Below are 16,892 nucleotides of genomic sequence, written 5' to 3'. Positions count from 1 at the left end.
TATGCCTGACGTGATCCTGCGCGCGCCGATGGTCGATGCCCTCGGACATCCGTTTTGGAGCGCGCTCATCGGCCTCATCGTCATGACGCTGGTGATGACCGTCGCCGTCATGTACGCGACGTGGTACGAGCGCAAATTCATCGCACGCGTCCAGCAGCGTCTCGGCCCGACGCGCACCGGTCCCTTCGGCCTGCTTCAGCCGATCGCTGACACCTTCAAGCTGCTCACCAAGGAGGACGTCCGTCCCGCCACCGCCGACGTCATCACCTTCGAAGCGGCCGTCTTTGCCATCTTCGTGCCCGCGTTCATCGCGTTCGCCGTCGTGCCGTTCACGGCCGATTGGGTGATCGCGCCCGTCGAGCTCAGTCTGATCTTCCTGCTGGCGATCTCCGGGCTGTCGTTCATCGGCTTCCTGATGGCCGGCTGGGGCTCCGATAGCAAGTACGCGTTCCTCGGCGGCATGCGGGCCGCCGCTCAACTCATCTCGTACGAGATCCCGCTCATCCTGGCGATGGTCGGCGTCGTGATGATCGTCGCCTCAGCCGACGTCTACCAGATCATCCTCTTCCAGGATGTCGTGCCGCTGATCGTCTGGCAGCCGCTGGGCTTCCTGATCTTCCTCATCGCCGCCGTCGCGGAACTAGAACGCCAACCCTTCGATATCCCGACCGGCGAGTCCGAAGTCGCCGGCGGCGTCTTCATCGAATACAGCGGCATCCGCTGGTCGATGTTCCAGCTCACCGCCTACGTGAACATGTACGTCATCGCCCTGCTTGGCGCCTTCGTGTTCCTCGGCGGCTGGGAGTGGCCGTGGGGTCGCGACATCGGCTGGGGATACCAACTGTTCCTCACCGTCGCGAAGATGGGTCTGTTCATCGTCTTCTTCCTCTGGGTGCGCGCCACCTTCCCGCGCCTCCGGATCGACCAGTTGATGTCCTACGCCTGGAAGGTGCTGATTCCCTTCGCGCTGGTCCAAATCTTCCTCAATGGACTGGTGCTGGTCTATGATTTGCCGGACGTGTTTCTGTTGATCACCTCGGGTGCCGCGGCGCTGCTCTTCGTGTTCGTCGTGTACCAGTCGGTGCGCGTGCAGCCCCGGGAGCCTCTTCAGATGGTCAGCGTTCCGGCGAGGAGTTCGGTCTGATGCTGGGCATCTTGAGAAGTCTTGGTATGACGGCGCGCGCCGCACTGCGACGTCCCGTCACCATCCAGTACCCGGAGTTTCACCGCGAGATCGCAAACCGCGACCGTGCCTTCCCCATCCTCATCTGGGACGAAGCGGTCGATGAGCCCTTCTGCACCGGCTGCCATGCCTGCGAGCGCGCCTGCCCCGTCGAGTGCATGACCGTCGTCATGAAGGACAACCCTAAGCACGCCACGGGCGAAAGCAAACGCCGCAAGATCATCGATGAGTTCTGGATCGACTACGCGCGCTGCATGCGCTGCAACATCTGCGTCGAAGTCTGTAACTTCGAGGCGATTGGCATGAACAACACGTGGGCAGGACACGAGCTATCGGTGTTCGACCGAAAGGAGCTCGTGTTGGATCTCGACATGCTGCTCGCTCAGTCGAAGGCGAAGAAGGTGGAACCCGGCCTGAGGGCATGACCTTACTCTTCTTTTATCTCATGGCGGCGACAGTCCTCGCGGGCGGCCTGGGTGTGGTCCTCATTCGGAGCACCATCTACGCCGCTCTCTTCTTGATCATGTCGCTCGTCGGCGTCGCCGGCATCTACATCCTCCTCTCCGTCGAGTTTCTCGCGCTCGTCCAGATCCTCATCTACGCCGGCGCCGTCACGGTGCTGCTCGTCTTCGCACTCATGCTCACGCGCGTCGAAGATCTGCACGAGCGCTTCGATGGCGACCAGAAGCCGCTCGCCGCCGTCGCCGCCCTGGCACTGCTCGGGGCCTTCATCGCCATGTGGTCGCAGACCACGTGGCCGCGTGACGTCGACGAGATCACCGTCGTCCCCTTCGCGACCATCGGCGATGCGCTATTCAACCGCTGGGCCGTGCCGTTTGAAGTGGCGTCCGCGGTGCTGCTCGTCGCGCTCGTCGGCGCCATCGTCATTGCGATGCGCGAAGAAGGAGAGGAGGCCTAGGTGGAAGTCGTATCCGCCGATGTCCCCCTCGAGCACTACCTCGTGCTCAGCGGCATGCTCTTCACCATCGGCGCCTACGGCGTGCTCGCCCGGCGAAACGCCGTGCTCATCCTCATGTCCGTTGAATTGATGCTGAACGCCGTGAGCATCAACATGGTCGCGTTCGCCGTCTACACGGCGCCCTCCTTGTTCACCGGCATCATCTTCGCCATCTTCATCATCGCGATCGCCGCCGCCGAAGTCGGATTGGCGCTCGCGATCGTGCTGCGGGTATTCAGGAATCGCGGGACCGCGAACGTCGACGAGATCAACGCGCTCAAGTGGTGAGCGCGCGCGCTACCAGGGGGAGTTAAGCCATCAACGGAATCGGCATGGATGACGCGTGGCTGTTGCCGGCGCTGCCGCTGGCGGGCTTCGTCATCCTCTTGCTCACAAGCCAGTACCTGCCGCGCCGCGGCGACTGGGTCGCCATCGCGCTGATGGCGGCATCGTTCGTGCTCGTCTTCCCTATCGGCAAAGACCTCGTCGATGCCATCGGCCAAGGCGACTTCGAAGGCGTCGCGCGTAGCTGGCAATGGCTCGAGACGCCCGGCTACCTCGAGATCCGCATGGGCACGTTCGTCGACCAGATCACGCTCGTCATGCTCTTCGTCGTGACGTTCGTCTCCCTGCTCGTCATGATCTACTCGACCGGCTACATGAAGGGCGACCGACGCTACGGCTGGTTCTACGCCATCGTCTCGTTCTTCGTCGCATCCATGCTCGCCCTCGTGCTCGCCGACAACCTGCTGCTCCTCTACTTCGCCTGGGAACTCGTCGGCCTCTGTTCGATGCTGCTGATCGGTTATTACAACGACAAGCAGTCCGCCGCCGAGGCCGCGAAGAAGGCATTCATCACCACCCGCATCGGCGATGTCGGACTGCTGATCAGCATCATCATCCTCTTCTGGCAGACCGGCACCTTCAACATCCAGGAGATCCTCCACGCCGCGGAAGCAGGCGACATCCAGCGCGAATGGCTCACCGCATCGGCCGTGCTGATGTTTGCCGGCGCCATCGGCAAATCGGCGCAGTTCCCGCTCCACGTCTGGCTGCCCGATGCCATGGAGGGCCCGACGCCGGTCTCCGCGCTCATCCACGCCGCGACGATGGTCGTCGCCGGCGTCTACCTCGTAGCCCGCATGCTGCCGTTGTTCGAAGTCGTGCACGGTATGCCGGAACTGATCACCGCGCTCGGCCTGACGACCGTGATGCTGTCGTGCTTCATCGGGCTGGCCCAGCGCGACATCAAGCGCGTCGTCGCGTACTCGACGCTCAACTCGCTCGGCCTGATGTTCGTCGCGCTCGGCTCCGGCGCCGTCGGCGCGGCGATGCTCTATCTCTTCGTGCACGCTTTCTTCAAGGCATTGCTGTTCCTCGCTTCCGGATCCGTCATCCACGCGACGGAGGAACAGGAAGTCGACAAACTCGGCGGCCTCTGGAGCAAAATGGCGATCACGGCGCCGGCGTTCATCATCGGCGCGCTCGCGATGGCGGGCATGGTGCCGCTCTCCGGCTACTGGGCGAAGGACGAAATCATCATCGGCGTCCAGCACGGTCACCTCAGCGACATCGCGCTCATCGTGCTGTACATCAGTTTGCCGCTCACGGCGCTCTACATGATGCGCGTCGTCATGCTGACGTTCTTTGGCGAACCGAAGGACGCGCACGTGCACGAACACGCGCACGAATCAGAACCGGCCATGACGCTGCCGCTGATCTTGCTCGCCGCGCTTACGCTGGTCGGCGGGTTCGTCGTCTTCGAGGGCGCCGGCGAAGCGCTCGGCTTCCATAGCGGCTGGCTCGGCTTCGTCTACAACCGCCTCGAAGGGCCAGAGGAGTTCCAGGTCGACTGGACCGTCGCCATCCTCTCGACTGTGCTCGTGCTGATCGGACTTGCCGGCGGCGCCGTGCTCTGGGGTGGCTCGGCGGAGCCGTCTCGCCGCGCGGCAGCCTTCTCGCCGCTGCTGTACCGCCTGTTCCTCAACCGCTTCTACATCGATGAGCTGTACCAGCTCGCGATCAACTACGTCGTGCTGGCCACCGGGCGCGTCGTCGCCGTCTTCGACCGCGCCATCGTGAACGACACCGGCGTCAACGGCACCGGCGAGGCGACGGGCTTCATGGGCTGGCTTGGCAAGTTCCAGCAGACGGGCAACGTGCCCAACTACGCCCTCGCGATCGTCGTGGGCATCGTCGTGATCGCCGTCGTCGCGTTCGGCTACCGCGCGTAGAGAAGGGAGGACCATGCACTCGGGCTACTGGCTGATCGCGACGATCGCCATACCGCTGCTCGTTGCCGCGGTCCTCGTCTTCGTGCCCGACGAACGCAAGAATGTCGTGCGCTGGCTCAGCGCGCTCGCCGGCGCCGCGCTCTTCGCCATCTCCACCTACGTCTTCTTCGCCTACGAAGTCAACAGCGGCGAGGAGTACCAGTTCCTCATTCGATTCAACTGGCTTGAAAACGTCGGCTTCCTCGAAGAGAACGGCATGTCGCTCATGTTCGGCATCGATGGCATCGCCGCGCCGATGGTGCTGCTGACCGGCATCGTCGCGTTCGGCGGCGCGCTCATCTCGTGGAAGATCGAGCATCACAACAAGGACTTCTTCATCCTCTTCTGGGTGCTGGTCTCCGGCGTCTACGGCACCTTCACGGCGCTCGACCTCTTCTTCTTCTTCTTCTGGTACGAAGTCGCCGTGCTGCCGATGTACCTGCTGATCGCCGTCTGGGGCTCCAGCAGCGTCTTCCCGACCTTCGAGCGCACCAAGGAATACAGCGCGATGAAGCTGACGATCATGCTGGTCGCCGCTTCGATCCTCATCTTCATGGGCATCTTCGCCGTCTTCCACGAAGCCGGCCTCGGCACCTTCGATCTGCGCGAACTCTATGCGCACGAGTTCGATCCCGACTTCCAGAAACTCGTCTTCCCGCTCTTCGTCATCGGCTGCGGCGTGCTGGCCGGCCTCTGGCCCTTCCACACCTGGTCGCCCGATGGTCACGTCTCCGCGCCCACCGCCGTGTCGATGCTGCACGCCGGCGTGCTGATGAAGCTCGGCGCGTTCGGCATCATCCGACTCGGCATCCAGCTGCTGCCCGAAGGCGCGACGTTCTGGATGCCCGGCCTGATGATCCTCGCGACGGCTAACGTCGTCTATGGCGCCTTCGCCGCCACGGCGCAGCGCGACTTCAAGTACATGATCGGCTACTCGTCCGTCAGCCACATGGGACTCGTGCTCATGGGCCTCGCGACGATGAACGTCATCGGCGTCAACGGCGCCGTGCTGCAGATGTTCGCGCACGGCGTCATGACGGCTCTCTTCTTCGCCATGGTCGGCACGGTCTACGACCAGGCGCACACCCGCGACATGACGCTCTTCAGCGGCCTCGTGCAGCGCATGCCGTTGTTCGTGTTCTTCTTCGGCACCGCCGGCCTCGCGTCCCTCGGACTGCCTGGCCTCGCCGGCTTCGTCGCCGAGTTCCACGTCTTCGTCGGCACGTTCGAGACGTATCCGTGGGCCGGCGCGCTCGGCATCTTCGCTGCCATGTTGACGGCCGTGTACATCCTCCGCATGTGGTCGATGTCGTTCTTCGGCCCCGTCAACGAACAGTGGAACGACCTGCAGGAGATGACCTACCTCGAGCGCGGCACGGCCGTGCTGCTGCTCTCGTTCATGCTCTTCATGGGGCTCTGGCCCGCGCCGTTCGTTGACCGCATCCAGGAAAGCGTGCGCAACTTGCCGGGGGTCACGTGAACGACCTGAACCTCGATTACACGCTGTTCATCCCCGAGTTCATGCTCGCCGGCCTCGTCGTGCTCGTCGTCGGCGTCGATCTCTTTCTGCCGCAACTCCGCAAGGCATGGCTCTCGTGGATCGCCGCATCCGGTCTGCTGATCACCGCCGCGATCTCGCTCGCCTGGATCGACGTCGAAAGCGACTTCGCGCGCGTCGTCGCCATCGATAACTACACGACGTACTTCCGCGTGCTCTTCATCGGCATCGCCGCCGTCATCTGCATCGCCTCGGGCCGCTACGTCGAAGATCGCCTCCGGCACCCCGGCGAGTACTACGCGCTCGTCATCCTCTCGACGATCGGCGCCATCGGCATGGCAGCGTCGCGCGAGCTGATGACCGCGTACCTGTCGCTCGAACTGCTGAGCTTCAGCCTCTACATCCTCGTCTCCTACGCCAAGTTCGACAGCCGCTCGAACGAGGCCGGCCTCAAGTACCTGCTGCTCGGCGCCTTCTCGTCGGCGATGTTCCTCTACGGCATGAGCCTCATCTACGGCCTCACGGGCAGCACCTACTACGACGACATCGCCGCAAGCCTCGGCTCCACCGACGCCACGGACATCGACTTCGCGCTGCTCATGGGGCTGGTGCTGATAGTCGCCGGCCTCGGCTTCAAGGTCGCCGCCGTGCCCTTCCATATGTGGACGCCCGACGCCTACGAAGGCGCGCCCGTCACCGTCACCGCCTACCTTTCGACGACCTCCAAGGCGGCCGGATTCGCGCTGCTGCTGCGCCTGTTCAGCGGCGCCTTCGAAGTCGTGCACGACGACTGGAGCTGGATGATTGCCGGCATCGCCGCCGCGACGATGCTCCTCGGCAATCTCGTCGCGCTGCAGCAGAGCAACATCAAGCGCCTGATGGCGTATTCGTCCGTCGGCCAGGTCGGGTACATGCTCATGGGCATCGCCGGCCTCTCGCATGACACCGCGTCGGCGCTCGTGCTCCATCTCACCGGCTACATGTTCACCAACCTCGCGATCTTCGTCGTGATCATCGCCTGGACGCACATGACCGGCAGCGAAGGCATCGACGACATGCGCGGCATGCGCGAGCGTGCGCCGTTGCTCGCCGGCGTGCTCGCCGGCGCGCTGTTCTCGCTCGCCGGGCTGCCGCTGTTCGCCGGCTTCGTCACCAAGTTCATCCTCTTCCAGGCCGCGACGGACGCGGGCTACTACTGGCTCGCCGTCATCGGAGTCGTCACCAGCGTCATCTCGCTCTACTACTACTTGCAGATCATGCGCCAGGCGTTCGTCAGCAAACCCGAAGATGGCGCCGAGCCCCTGCGCGTCCCGCTCGAGATGCAGGGCCTCGCCGCGCTGCTCATGCTCGCCGTCTTCTACGTCGGTCTCTACCCGCAGCAACTCTTCGACGCCGTCGACAACGCGACCAGCTTCCTCTTCGTCTGACGGCTGGAACTGCGCAAGCGTGATTTGACAGTCGTCTCATTGCGCCCGTCGGCAATGGCCGTTTCGCATCATCGTCCCCGCCGATACGCTTTCGGGATGATCCGCAACGCCACGGCTGAGGACACGCCGACGATCGCCGCGCTCATCCGCGCACTCGCCGAATACGAACGCCTCGCGCACGAAGTCACGCTCGACGAATTCTAGCTGCGCACGCACCTCTTCGGCGTGCGCCCTACGCCGAGGTGCTCCTCGCGGAGCACGAGGGCGAGGCCGTCGGCTTCGCGTTGTTCTTCCACTACTTCTCGACGTACAGCGGCAAACCCGGCCTGTACCTCGAAGACCTCTTTGTCCAGCCTAGGCATCCCGGCAACGGACACGGCAAAGCGCTCCTCGCCGCCCTCGCGAAGATCACGTCGAACGCGGTTGCAGCCGGCTCGAGTGGTCCGTGCTCGACTGGAACCAGCCATCGATCGACTTCTACCGCTCCGTCGGCGCCGAAGAGACCGAAGGCACCGCGACCTACCGCCTCGCGGGCGGTGCGTTGGCTGAACTCGCGGATCAGCACGTCTAACCCCGCGATCATTCAAGACCTGTGCCCGGACGACTGACAACTGACGACTTACAACTGACGACTTCCAACTGGCATCGCCGTATACTGCGCCCGATGCGTCACAAGATCCGCCTCGAAGGCTTCGTCACGCCCGAGCACGCCCGCAGCGAATACGTCCACCTGCCGTTCGACGTACCCGCCGGCACGCGCCGCCTCGAAGTCAGCTACTGGTACGAGAACCAGGTGCAGGGCGCCCAGGAAACGCACTCCGGCAACAACATCGACATCGGCGTCTTCGACCCGCGCGGCGCCGCCTTCCAAGCGCGCGGCTTTCGAGGTTGGAGCGGCGGCGCCCGCAGCAGCTTCTACATCGAACGCGAGCGCGCGACGCCCGGCTACCTGCGCGGTCCCATCCAGCCCGGCGAATGGAACATCATGTTCGGCTGCTCGAAGATCGATGATCCCGTCGTCCGCTACCGCGTAAACGTCGACCTCGACATCGACCCCGAAGCGCAGCACGTCCTCGAAGACGTGCCCGTCCCTGGCGGCGCCTTCGCCGGTCGCAACCAGACTGTTGAAAGCGCAACGCCAACCATCGCCGGCGGCGCCAACGGCGCCCGCGGCCGCTGGTATCGTGGCGACCTCCACGCCCACAGCGAGCACTCCGACGGCGCCAACACCGTCGACGAGATCGTCGACTACGTCCGTCGCGTCGGCCTCGACTACTTCGCGCTCACCGACCACAACACGATCGCCCACTGGGACGACCTCGCGCGCCTCAACGTCGACGGCGGCCCGCTGCTCATCCCCGGCGAGGAGATCACGATGTACGGCGGCCACGCCAACGTCTGGGCGCTCGACGACTGGATCGACTGGCGCGCCACCAGCGACGACCGCGTCCAGGCGCTCATCGACGAGGCCAACCGCCGCGGTTCGATGTTCTCGATCAACCATCCCGACTCGCCGATCCCGTGGCAGCACAACGCGCTGCGCGGCTACCAGGCCGTCGAGGTGTGGAACGCGCCATGGCGCTACTTCAACGAGCCGGCGCTCCTCCGCTGGATCGGCCACCTCGACCGCGGCGAGCGCATGATCGCCGTCGGCGGCAGCGACTCGCACTGCGTGCCCCCCGCGCCGATGTCGCAGCCCAACGGCCCTGGCGAGCCCTGCACGTGGGTCTACGTCGATGGCCCCCTCACGCGCGAGGCGGTCCTGCAGGGCGTTGAAGCCGGACACGTCTTCCTCTCCGAAGCGCCGAACGGCCCCTACGCTGACTTCCGCGCCCGCACCGAACGCGATGGCGCTGCGTACGAAGCAATGGCCGGTGACTTGCTCGACGCCGGCGACGGCGCCACCGTGCGTTTTCACACGAAGTACCGCGGCCCCGATGGCAAGCACCTGCGCTACTTCGGCAAGCGCGGGCTTGTCCGCGAGATCACCGCTCCGACCGAAGACTTCGACGACGACTTCGAACTGCGCCTCGAAGGCGATGACTACCTCCGCCTCGAGGTGCGCGGCTTCCGCGGCCGCCCCGAGCGCGGCGAAGTCGTCCACGCCATGACGAACCCGATCTACTGGGGTCGCTGGTAGCTCCGGCCGTCTGCCACAGGCACGCACGCCAACACCTTGAGGGCATTACCGCGCGCGGCCCGCGAGGACGATAATCGTCATATGAATGACCTCGTCTTCCGCAAAGCCCGGCCCGAAGAGTTCGACGACATAGCCGCCATCATCTATGGGCACCCGGCGTGCGAAGAGATCGCGATCGCCGGCGACGTCGACCGCGCGCGAAGATGGGGGACGCAGCAGCTACGCCTACGCGGGCTCGACGGCGTGCACGTCGGTGAGATGGACGGCGAGATCGTCGTCGTCGTCGATATCAACCCGGCGGCATCGCCCCGCGGCGGGGTCGCCATCCTGCACCGCTGGAAATTTGAACTCGTGCGCGCGGCGGCGTGGGCGCGCGTGTTCGGCGTCCGGGCGCTGCCGCGCTTCATCGCCCTGCGGCGCGCGGAGGAACGCGTCTACCCGCCGCTGCCCGAAGACGCGTATCACATCTCCGAGATGACGACGACGGAGAAGTACCGCTACAGCGGCATCGGCGCCCACGCCCGCGTCTACTGCGAAAAGGAAGCGCGGCGCCTCGGCTACAAGAAAATGTCGTTGCACACGTCGGTCGTAAATCCTGCGAAAGACATGGTCATGCGCCACGGCTACGCGCTCGTCGCGACCGGCACCGACGCCGGGTACGAGCGCCTCGCCGGTATCGCCGGCTGGCATCTGCTCGTGAAGGAACTCAAGGACCGCGCCACCCCGCCGCAAACATCTATTACAGGCGACGACGCGACGCCCGGCTAATCATTCCTCGTCCGCGATCTCCAGGACTTCCTTCGCGCTCCGCAGGTCTTTCCGCAGCACCCACAGCTCTTGCGACCACGGCCGCGGCGTCATGCGATAGTAGACGCTCAGCGCGTCGAGGTTCTTGGCCATGGCGTCGATGCCAGCGTCCGCAAGCATGTCGCGAAACAGCGTCGTCTCGAACTCGCTTTCCGTGCGCGTCAGCAACACCAGCTCGTCCGGCGACGGCAGCCGCTTCGGGGCATCATCATCGCCCCGCCCGAAGATGCGACGAAAGATCGACATGCTGCAATGATAGGCGGTGATGGCCGACCGAGCGCTCTGGATCGCCGAGCTGTTTGTTAGACTAGAGGGCCTCAGCGCTGGAGGGGTCGCATAGTGGCCTAGTGCGGGCGCCTGCTAAGCGCTTATCCCGGGTAACCGGGATCGAGGGTTCGAATCCCTCCCCCTCCGCCACCTTCAATCCCTCAGCTCGCCGCTCTTCGAAATCGGCGAGCTAGAATTCCAACGCATACCAGACGTATTCGTACTCGCCCGTGAGCGTGTGACCGATATCCCGGAAGCCCAGGCCTTCGTAGAGCGCCCGCGCTGGCGCCTGCGGCGATGTGGTGTGGAGATAGAGCACGCGGCAGCGCTCGCTGCGGCACCAATCTATGACGGCCCTCGTCAACGACGTGCCAACACCCTCGCGTCGGGCCTCCGGTGCAACGCGCAGGCGTCGCAGTTCGGCGATGTTATCTTGCTCGTGCCAGTCGTGGCGCGGCGGTGCTGCGCCCTCGTGGAAACTGCGGCGCACGCCCACCATGCCGATGATGCCATCGGCACTTTCGGCCACCCAGAATGCCGCGTACCACCGATCAACGTCAGTTATGCTGTCCGGCTCTGGCGAGTGCGGCCGCCAGTCTGAGCCGCTTTCGCGCGCGTGGGCAGCGCGTGCTCGCATCGTGGCCACCTCTGCGGCATCTTCCGCCCGGTACGGTCCCACGCTTCGCTCGAGCGCCTCGATCGCCGTTTGGTCGGCACGCGAGAATCGCCGGATCGTGAATCGATGCATTGCGAGAAAATCCTACGTCACGCCTGCGTGTCTCGCCATCTGGGCGCGGCAAATCGGACTCTTGCCTCTGGCCTCCAGCTTCCAATGTTGTTCGCGCCGTCACTCCGCCTCCGACATCCCCTTTCGCCATTCCCTCGGACTTCACCACAAAACCGGCATCAGTGACATCTGTGTTCATCTGTGGTTGCACCCCAAGCGTCGCCTTGACCCAGCATCACCGGCGCGACACCCTTCTGCACGATGCAGCCGGACAAGGTCGCCGCTTACCTCAAGCATCGCCTCCCCGACGCGACCGATGTCAGCGTCTCGAACATCGCGCGCATCGTCGGCGGCGCGTCGCGCGAGACGTGGTCGTTCGACGCACGCTGGTCCGAGGCGGGTACAACCGTCGAGCGCGGCTTCATCATCCGCCGCGATCCGCCCGCGAGCCTGCTCGACGGCAACAACGAGTTGGAGTTCGAGCTGTACTCTGCGCTCGGCGAGACCGGCGTGCCCGTGCCCCCCGTCTACTGGATCGAGCGCGATGGCGAGTGGCTCGAGCGGCCCTTCTTCGTCATGGGCCGCGTTACTGGCGCGACGGATGCTCGCGCGCTCGTCACATCGCCGGACTTCGCCGAGATCCGCCCCACGATCGCGCGCCAGAAGGCGGAGATCCTCGCCCGCATCCACTCCTTCGACATCGCCGCGCTCAAGTCGATCGACCGCCCCGCCGCCGGCGAAGCGCCCGCGCAGCACGAGATCGATCGCTGGGAAGCCGTCATGCGCCGTGACTCCCTCGAGCCGCAGCCGGTGCTGGAGATGGCGTTCTCGTGGTTGAAGCGCCATCAGCCCGCGCCGCCCGCGCGCCTCGCGCTCGTGCACGCCGACTACCGCACTGGCAACTTCCTCTACGACCGGACGGGCATCACGGGCATCCTCGACTGGGAGATGGCCCACGCCGGCGATCCGGTCGAAGATGTCGGCTGGGTCGTCGTCAAGTCGTGGCGCTGGGCCGGCGACGACCGCGTCGGCGGGCTCTGTTCTCGCGACGAGTTCATCCGCATGTACGAAGAAGCTGGCGGCGCCGCAGTCGATCGCGACGCGCTGAAGTTCTGGGAGGTCTTCGGCAACGTCAAGTTCGCGACGCTCTTTCTTACCGGGCTGAAGTCGATCGTCGAGGGGAAGACGCCCGACCTGCTGCTCGCCGTGACGTCGTTCATCAACCCCGGCGTCGAAGCGGAGATCATGGAGCTGATCGCATGAGGCCCTACCCCGAAGAAGTGCTGAAGGCGATCCAGACCGGCGTCATGGCGCACTTGCTCCCCGAATTGCAGTCAAACTACGCCCGCGCGCAATTCGGGTTCTCGATGCTATTGTTCACGATCGCCCAGCGCGACTACGACACCGCCGTCCCCGACCTCATCGAGCACAACACGACGCTCCGCGCGCTGCTTGCGGAGACCGCCGCCGCCCTCGCCAATGTCGCCGGCAACAACGTCAGCATCATCATGGCGCGCGAACTCCTCGCCGATGTCCCGGCGCCGGCCGATAGCCTCAAGCTGTCCGATCTGCGGAAGGAGAACGAAGCGCTGCGCGCCGGCCTTGCGTCGTTGGCGCCGATCATCGAGCCGGCGGCGGACGAAGCGTCACTGGCGCCGCTTCGCTCCGCACGCACGAAGATCTTCGACTACCTCAAGGCCGACGCGAGAAAGCGCATCGTCCCCATCCTCACCACATGAGCCGTACGCCAATCAGCCCGCTCGCACTGCGGCCCAAAGGCGATCGCTACAGTTTGGGCGGGGCGGGGACTTAAAACTAACAACTAACAACTGACAACTATGACTTACAACTGATGACTGAGAACTCCCTCCCCCACATCCGCGACCGCATGCAAGCCTACGACCCCGCCTACATCGAAGATCCATCGTTGGCGCGCGCAGCCGTCCTGCTCCCGCTCTACGAACTCGATGGATCGCTGCACGTGCTGTTCACGCGTCGCTCCGAGCTCGTCGAGCACCACAAGGGCCAGATCTCGTTTCCCGGCGGCGCGCACGACGCCACCGACCGCGACCTGCGGCACACCGCGACGCGCGAGACGTGGGAAGAGATCGGCGTCGTCGAAGATCACATCGAACTGATCGGCCAGCTCGATGAGATGATCACCGTATCGAACTTTCTCGTGCGTCCCTTCGTCGGCCGCATCACCGTGCCCGGGCCATACGCGTTCTCCCACAGCGAGGTCGAAGTCGCAGAGATCCTCGAGGTGCCGCTCGATCACCTGCGCGACCCCGCGAACACCGTCGCCGAGCTGCGCAACTACCAGGGCCGCGACGTGATGATGTATTCCTACGCCTGGCGCGAGCACCTCATCTGGGGCGCCACCGCAAGAATCCTCCGCGAATTCCTCGAGCTGATCGCCTGACGCCCGCGCGTCATGCTGAGCAAAGCGAAGCATCCCGTCATGAAACGTACCGTGCCGTCATGCTGAGCGAAGCAAAGCATCTCGTCGTGACACGCACACGCCCGCCGGACCAAGCTCCCCCTCTCCGCCAGACGGAGAGGGGGCCGGGGGGTGAGGTCCGTCATGAAACGCACCGTGCTGTCATGCAGAGCGAAGCGAAGCATCTCGTCGTGAAACGCACCGGCGCGGCGGACCAAGCTCCCCCTCTCCGCCAGACGGAGAGGGGGCCGTGGGGTGAGGTCCGTAACTGAAAACTGAAAACTGACAACCACGGCCGTCAGGCCGAATGCGGTATCTCTTCCCAGAACAACCGCAGGTCGTTTGCCGTCCGCGATCGATCGCCGCCTTCGCGCTTCGCCAGATACATCGCCTGGTCCGCCAGCCGCACCAGCGTCGGATAATCCTGCGCGTCGAACGGGTACACCGAGATGCCGACGCTCAGCCCCACGCGCAGGTCATCCGTCAGGCTGTCATTCACCGACCGCACCGCTTCGATGAGCTGGTCCGCCCGGTCGTACGCCGTCTCCCGCGTCACGTTCGGCATCACCACCACAAACTCGTCGCCGCCGTAGCGCCCGATCAAGTCCTCGCGCCGCAGCGTCCGCTTCATCGCCGATCCGACGGCCCGCAGCACCCGGTCGCCCGCGTCGTGTCCCAGTTCGTCGTTGATGCGCTTGAGGCGGTCCATGTCGCAGAACAGCACGCTGATGTAGCCGCCTGACTTCGCGCGCCGGAGCTCCTTCTGCGCTTCCTTCTCGAACGCCGCCCGGTTCATGAGCCCCGTCAACCGGTCAAGACGCGCCGCGCGCTCCGAACGATGATGCAGCTTCTGGTTCTCCGCGTGCAGGCGCTCGATTTCATCGATCTGCCGCGCTCGATAATTCTCCTCGCGCGCAAGATGCCCCACGCCGACGGCGATGAACAGCAAGTACGCGAGACGCAACCCCAGCACGCCGAACGCGTCCTGACTTGCGTCCCACGTCGCGAAATAGATGATCCCGTACGCCGCGGCGTAGATCGCGCTCGCAAGCACCGCCTGCCGCAGGTCGAAGCGCATCGCGATCGCCGCCACCGAAAGATAAAACAACAGGAAGAACGGGCTGTCCGACGCGCCCGTCACGGCGATGAACGCCATCGTCGCGATCGAGTCCGCCACGCCCGTGATGATGCCCGTCTCGAACACGCGCCAGCGCCGGTACGGCTGCAGCACCGCCACCGGCACGCCGTACAGCCACACAGCCGTCACCGCCAGCCACGCCAGGTCGGTCTGCATGCCCGTCGTGTCGAGGAAGAACGCCAGCGCGACGCTGTTGACGAGGATCACGAGCAGGCGCAGCCGCGCGATCAGCGCTTCCATCCGCATGGAGCGCTCGGTGCGCGGAGGCAACTCGAACAGCCACGAAAAACGCGACTGCTGCTCTCGTTCCGATTCGGCTGCGTGCATGACGGCCTTGACCGCGCTCACCGGCGGCCCCCGCTAATAGCATCGGCCCGGCGCGCGTTATCTGAGCGTCACATTGGAGAGCTATTGGCCCGTGGGTGTGCCAATCGGGATCAGCGCCCGGCGCGTCGGCGTCGGGTTGGGATCGACGGGTTCCGGCGTCGGCGTGGCCGGTATCGCCGTGGGCGGAGGTGGCGGTGGCGGGGGCGCCGGCGGCGTCGTGGCGGTCGCCTGGGGCGCCGGCGTCTCGGTCGGTGCTTCTGTCGCGGTCGCCGTGGCGTTCGGATCCTCGGTCGGCGTCTCTACCACCACCCCTGGGCCGCCCGGCGTCTCCGCGTCCGGCGTCGAGATGCCCGGCGACGCGTCCGATGTCGGGTCTGCAGCCACTGCCCCGCCGTCCTCATCGCCGCCGTCGAACGCACCGCTGATCACGGCGCCGCCCGCGAACGCGAATACCAGCAGCCCGATCGCCGCCGCCGCGAAAATCATGACCTTGTTGCGCGTCCATTCAGATCCGCGTCCGGCCCCGTAGGCGCGCTCTCGCGGATAGTATGGCGGCACGCCCCCTGCGACGTCCGCGCGCGCGCCATACGGACTGTGCTCTATGTCACCGAACGGTTCGTCTTCGAAGAGCGTGTCTTCCATCGACGCCGGAGGAATGCGCCAGCGCGCCGCAAGGCTGCCCCAGACATCCCCCTTGAGCGCATGCGGCGCGGCGATCGCTGAAAACGCCGCCAGCAGTTCGAGCATGTTCGGAAGGCGCAACTTCTCCTGCTGACACACATCGCAGGTTGCAACGTGCTGCTGTGCCGCCGCGCGCGCTTCGTCGTTGAGCGGCGGCATCGCGAACGGAGACATCGCCTCGCGCAATTGCGGGCACGTGCCGCGACGCGCGATCACCGAACTGTCGATCGCCTCCGATGCCGCCTTCGTCATCCGCCTGACGATGGCCTCTGCTTCCTTCTTGCTCGTGCCCAGCACGTGCGCGATCTCGTGTACGCTCAGGCCCTGCCGCAGGTGCAGGTCGAGCAGCGCGTAGTCACGTGCCGTCAGCGATGCGAACGCTTCCCATCCGAGCGCCGCCAGTTCGTAATCTCCCCGCACGGCCGCCGGATTCTCGATGTGCGAGGGGTCGGGCACATCGAATGCGCCGAACGCCTCATCGTGGGCGGCGCCGCTTCGGTCGTCGCCCGGCGCGTCGGCGCGCGCGACCACAGCCGTATGGGCGGCCGAAAAGAGCAGCGAGCGGAACGTCGGCGCGTTGACGGGATGTTGCAGCGCGTCCACCGTCCGCGCGAACGCGTCCTCGGTCGCGGCTGCCGCTTCCGCCGGGTCGCCCAGCGTCCGCCACGCGAAGTCGTACACGCGGATGAAGTAGCGGTCGTACAACTGGCCGAAGCTGTCCAGATCGCCCGCAGCGGCCCGGCTCGCCAGCAGTCCGTCGTCCAATCTCACCTCCGCGCCCGGCTGCCCAAACGGCGTTATGGGAAGCGTAGCGGACGGCACGATAGCACATCGCCGGAGGCGGGAAGTCGGAAGCTGGAAGCTGGAAGCTGGAGTTGACGTAGCGTTCTCGAGTCTAGCCTCCACCCTCTTCATCCCGCATGCGCGCTCGAAAACACCTGACCTCCGACTTCCGATCCCCCGCCCCCGCAACCTCTACCCTCCAGCTTCCAACCTCCCCAATTAGGGGTTCTCCCCTACGGAAAC

16 protein-coding genes, 1 tRNA gene and 1 pseudogene are annotated in these 16,892 nt (G+C 65.2%); 14 read left to right on the top strand and 4 right to left on the bottom strand.

The window, feature by feature from the left end; genetic code table 11:
* Position 1: 1 nt before the first annotated feature.
* The 10 genes and pseudogenes from nuoH (at position 2) to WEB52_11190 (ending at position 10,247) form a co-directional block, all read left to right on the top strand.
* Positions 2 to 1,144: an NADH-quinone oxidoreductase subunit NuoH gene (gene nuoH, locus WEB52_11235; protein ID MEX2227008.1), complete on the top strand. Its 1,143-nt coding sequence runs from the start codon at positions 2 to 4 to the stop codon at positions 1,142 to 1,144.
* Positions 1,144 to 1,608, top strand: a complete 465-nt coding sequence (locus WEB52_11230; GenBank protein ID MEX2227007.1) for a 4Fe-4S binding protein — start codon at positions 1,144 to 1,146, stop codon at positions 1,606 to 1,608. The genes nuoH and WEB52_11230 overlap by 1 nt, the downstream gene beginning before the upstream one ends.
* A gap of 20 nt (positions 1,609 to 1,628) precedes the next feature.
* Entirely contained in the window at positions 1,629 to 2,102 is a 474-nt protein-coding gene (locus tag WEB52_11225; GenBank protein ID MEX2227006.1) for an NADH-quinone oxidoreductase subunit J, read from the top strand.
* Entirely contained in the window at positions 2,103 to 2,429 is a 327-nt protein-coding gene (nuoK, locus tag WEB52_11220) for an NADH-quinone oxidoreductase subunit NuoK (GenBank protein ID MEX2227005.1), read from the top strand.
* A 44-nt stretch (positions 2,430 to 2,473) separates the two neighbouring features.
* Positions 2,474 to 4,375 carry an NADH-quinone oxidoreductase subunit L gene (gene nuoL / locus WEB52_11215; protein ID MEX2227004.1) on the top strand — a complete coding sequence of 634 codons (1,902 nt, stop codon included), beginning with the start codon at positions 2,474 to 2,476 and terminating at the stop codon, positions 4,373 to 4,375.
* Between the two features lie 13 nt (positions 4,376 to 4,388).
* Entirely contained in the window at positions 4,389 to 5,894 is a 1,506-nt protein-coding gene (locus tag WEB52_11210; GenBank protein ID MEX2227003.1) for an NADH-quinone oxidoreductase subunit M, read from the top strand.
* Positions 5,891 to 7,339, top strand: a complete 1,449-nt coding sequence (locus WEB52_11205; protein ID MEX2227002.1) for an NADH-quinone oxidoreductase subunit N — start codon at positions 5,891 to 5,893, stop codon at positions 7,337 to 7,339. The genes WEB52_11210 and WEB52_11205 overlap by 4 nt, the downstream gene beginning before the upstream one ends.
* 96 nt (positions 7,340 to 7,435) lie before the next feature.
* Positions 7,436 to 7,910 (top strand): annotated as a pseudogene (locus WEB52_11200) (GNAT family N-acetyltransferase).
* 93 nt (positions 7,911 to 8,003) lie between these two features.
* Positions 8,004 to 9,479 carry a CehA/McbA family metallohydrolase gene (locus tag WEB52_11195; protein MEX2227001.1) on the top strand — a complete coding sequence of 492 codons (1,476 nt, stop codon included), beginning with the start codon at positions 8,004 to 8,006 and terminating at the stop codon, positions 9,477 to 9,479.
* 81 nt (positions 9,480 to 9,560) lie between these two features.
* Positions 9,561 to 10,247, top strand: coding sequence for a hypothetical protein (locus tag WEB52_11190; GenBank protein ID MEX2227000.1), 687 nt, complete (start codon positions 9,561 to 9,563; stop codon positions 10,245 to 10,247).
* Here WEB52_11190 and WEB52_11185 read toward each other — a convergent pair whose 3' ends face one another.
* Positions 10,248 to 10,532, bottom strand: a complete 285-nt coding sequence (locus tag WEB52_11185) for a hypothetical protein (GenBank protein MEX2226999.1) — start codon at positions 10,530 to 10,532, stop codon at positions 10,248 to 10,250.
* 79 nt (positions 10,533 to 10,611) lie between these two features.
* Here WEB52_11185 and WEB52_11180 point away from each other — a divergent pair.
* A tRNA-Ser gene (locus WEB52_11180) sits at positions 10,612 to 10,703 on the top strand.
* A 40-nt stretch (positions 10,704 to 10,743) separates the two neighbouring features.
* On the opposite strand, the gene WEB52_11175 is transcribed toward WEB52_11180, so the two are convergent.
* The gene (locus WEB52_11175; protein ID MEX2226998.1) at positions 10,744 to 11,301 is read right to left on the bottom strand and encodes a GNAT family N-acetyltransferase; all 558 of its coding nucleotides are present in this window, start codon (positions 11,299 to 11,301) and stop codon (positions 10,744 to 10,746) included.
* 240 nt (positions 11,302 to 11,541) lie between these two features.
* Between WEB52_11175 and WEB52_11170 the strand changes: the two genes are divergently transcribed.
* The 3 genes from WEB52_11170 (at position 11,542) to WEB52_11160 (ending at position 13,702) form a co-directional block, all read left to right on the top strand.
* Entirely contained in the window at positions 11,542 to 12,543 is a 1,002-nt protein-coding gene (locus WEB52_11170; protein MEX2226997.1) for a phosphotransferase family protein, read from the top strand.
* Positions 12,540 to 13,019 carry a hypothetical protein gene (locus WEB52_11165; GenBank protein MEX2226996.1) on the top strand — a complete coding sequence of 160 codons (480 nt, stop codon included), beginning with the start codon at positions 12,540 to 12,542 and terminating at the stop codon, positions 13,017 to 13,019. The genes WEB52_11170 and WEB52_11165 overlap by 4 nt, the downstream gene beginning before the upstream one ends.
* Before the next feature lie 113 nt (positions 13,020 to 13,132).
* Positions 13,133 to 13,702 (top strand): CoA pyrophosphatase, encoded by a 570-nt coding sequence (locus tag WEB52_11160; GenBank protein MEX2226995.1) that lies wholly within the window; start codon positions 13,133 to 13,135, stop codon positions 13,700 to 13,702.
* A gap of 316 nt (positions 13,703 to 14,018) precedes the next feature.
* Here the strand turns inward: WEB52_11160 and WEB52_11155 are convergent, their stop codons facing one another.
* Together WEB52_11155 and WEB52_11150 are read right to left on the bottom strand one after the other, a co-directional pair.
* A complete protein-coding gene (locus WEB52_11155) occupies positions 14,019 to 15,206 on the bottom strand; it encodes a GGDEF domain-containing protein (protein MEX2226994.1) in 1,188 nt (395 codons plus the stop codon).
* A 60-nt stretch (positions 15,207 to 15,266) separates the two neighbouring features.
* Complete coding sequence (locus WEB52_11150; protein MEX2226993.1) at positions 15,267 to 16,631, bottom strand: hypothetical protein; 1,365 nt, start codon at positions 16,629 to 16,631, stop codon at positions 15,267 to 15,269.
* Between the last annotated feature and the right edge of the window lie 261 nt (positions 16,632 to 16,892).

It is taken from the genome of Dehalococcoidia bacterium, from assembly GCA_040902535.1.
Lineage (GTDB): Bacteria > Chloroflexota > Dehalococcoidia > DSTF01 > JACRBR01 > JBBDXD01.
Note: the sequence above shows the minus strand (reverse complement) of the source record. Positions and strands in the feature narration are given on the sequence as shown.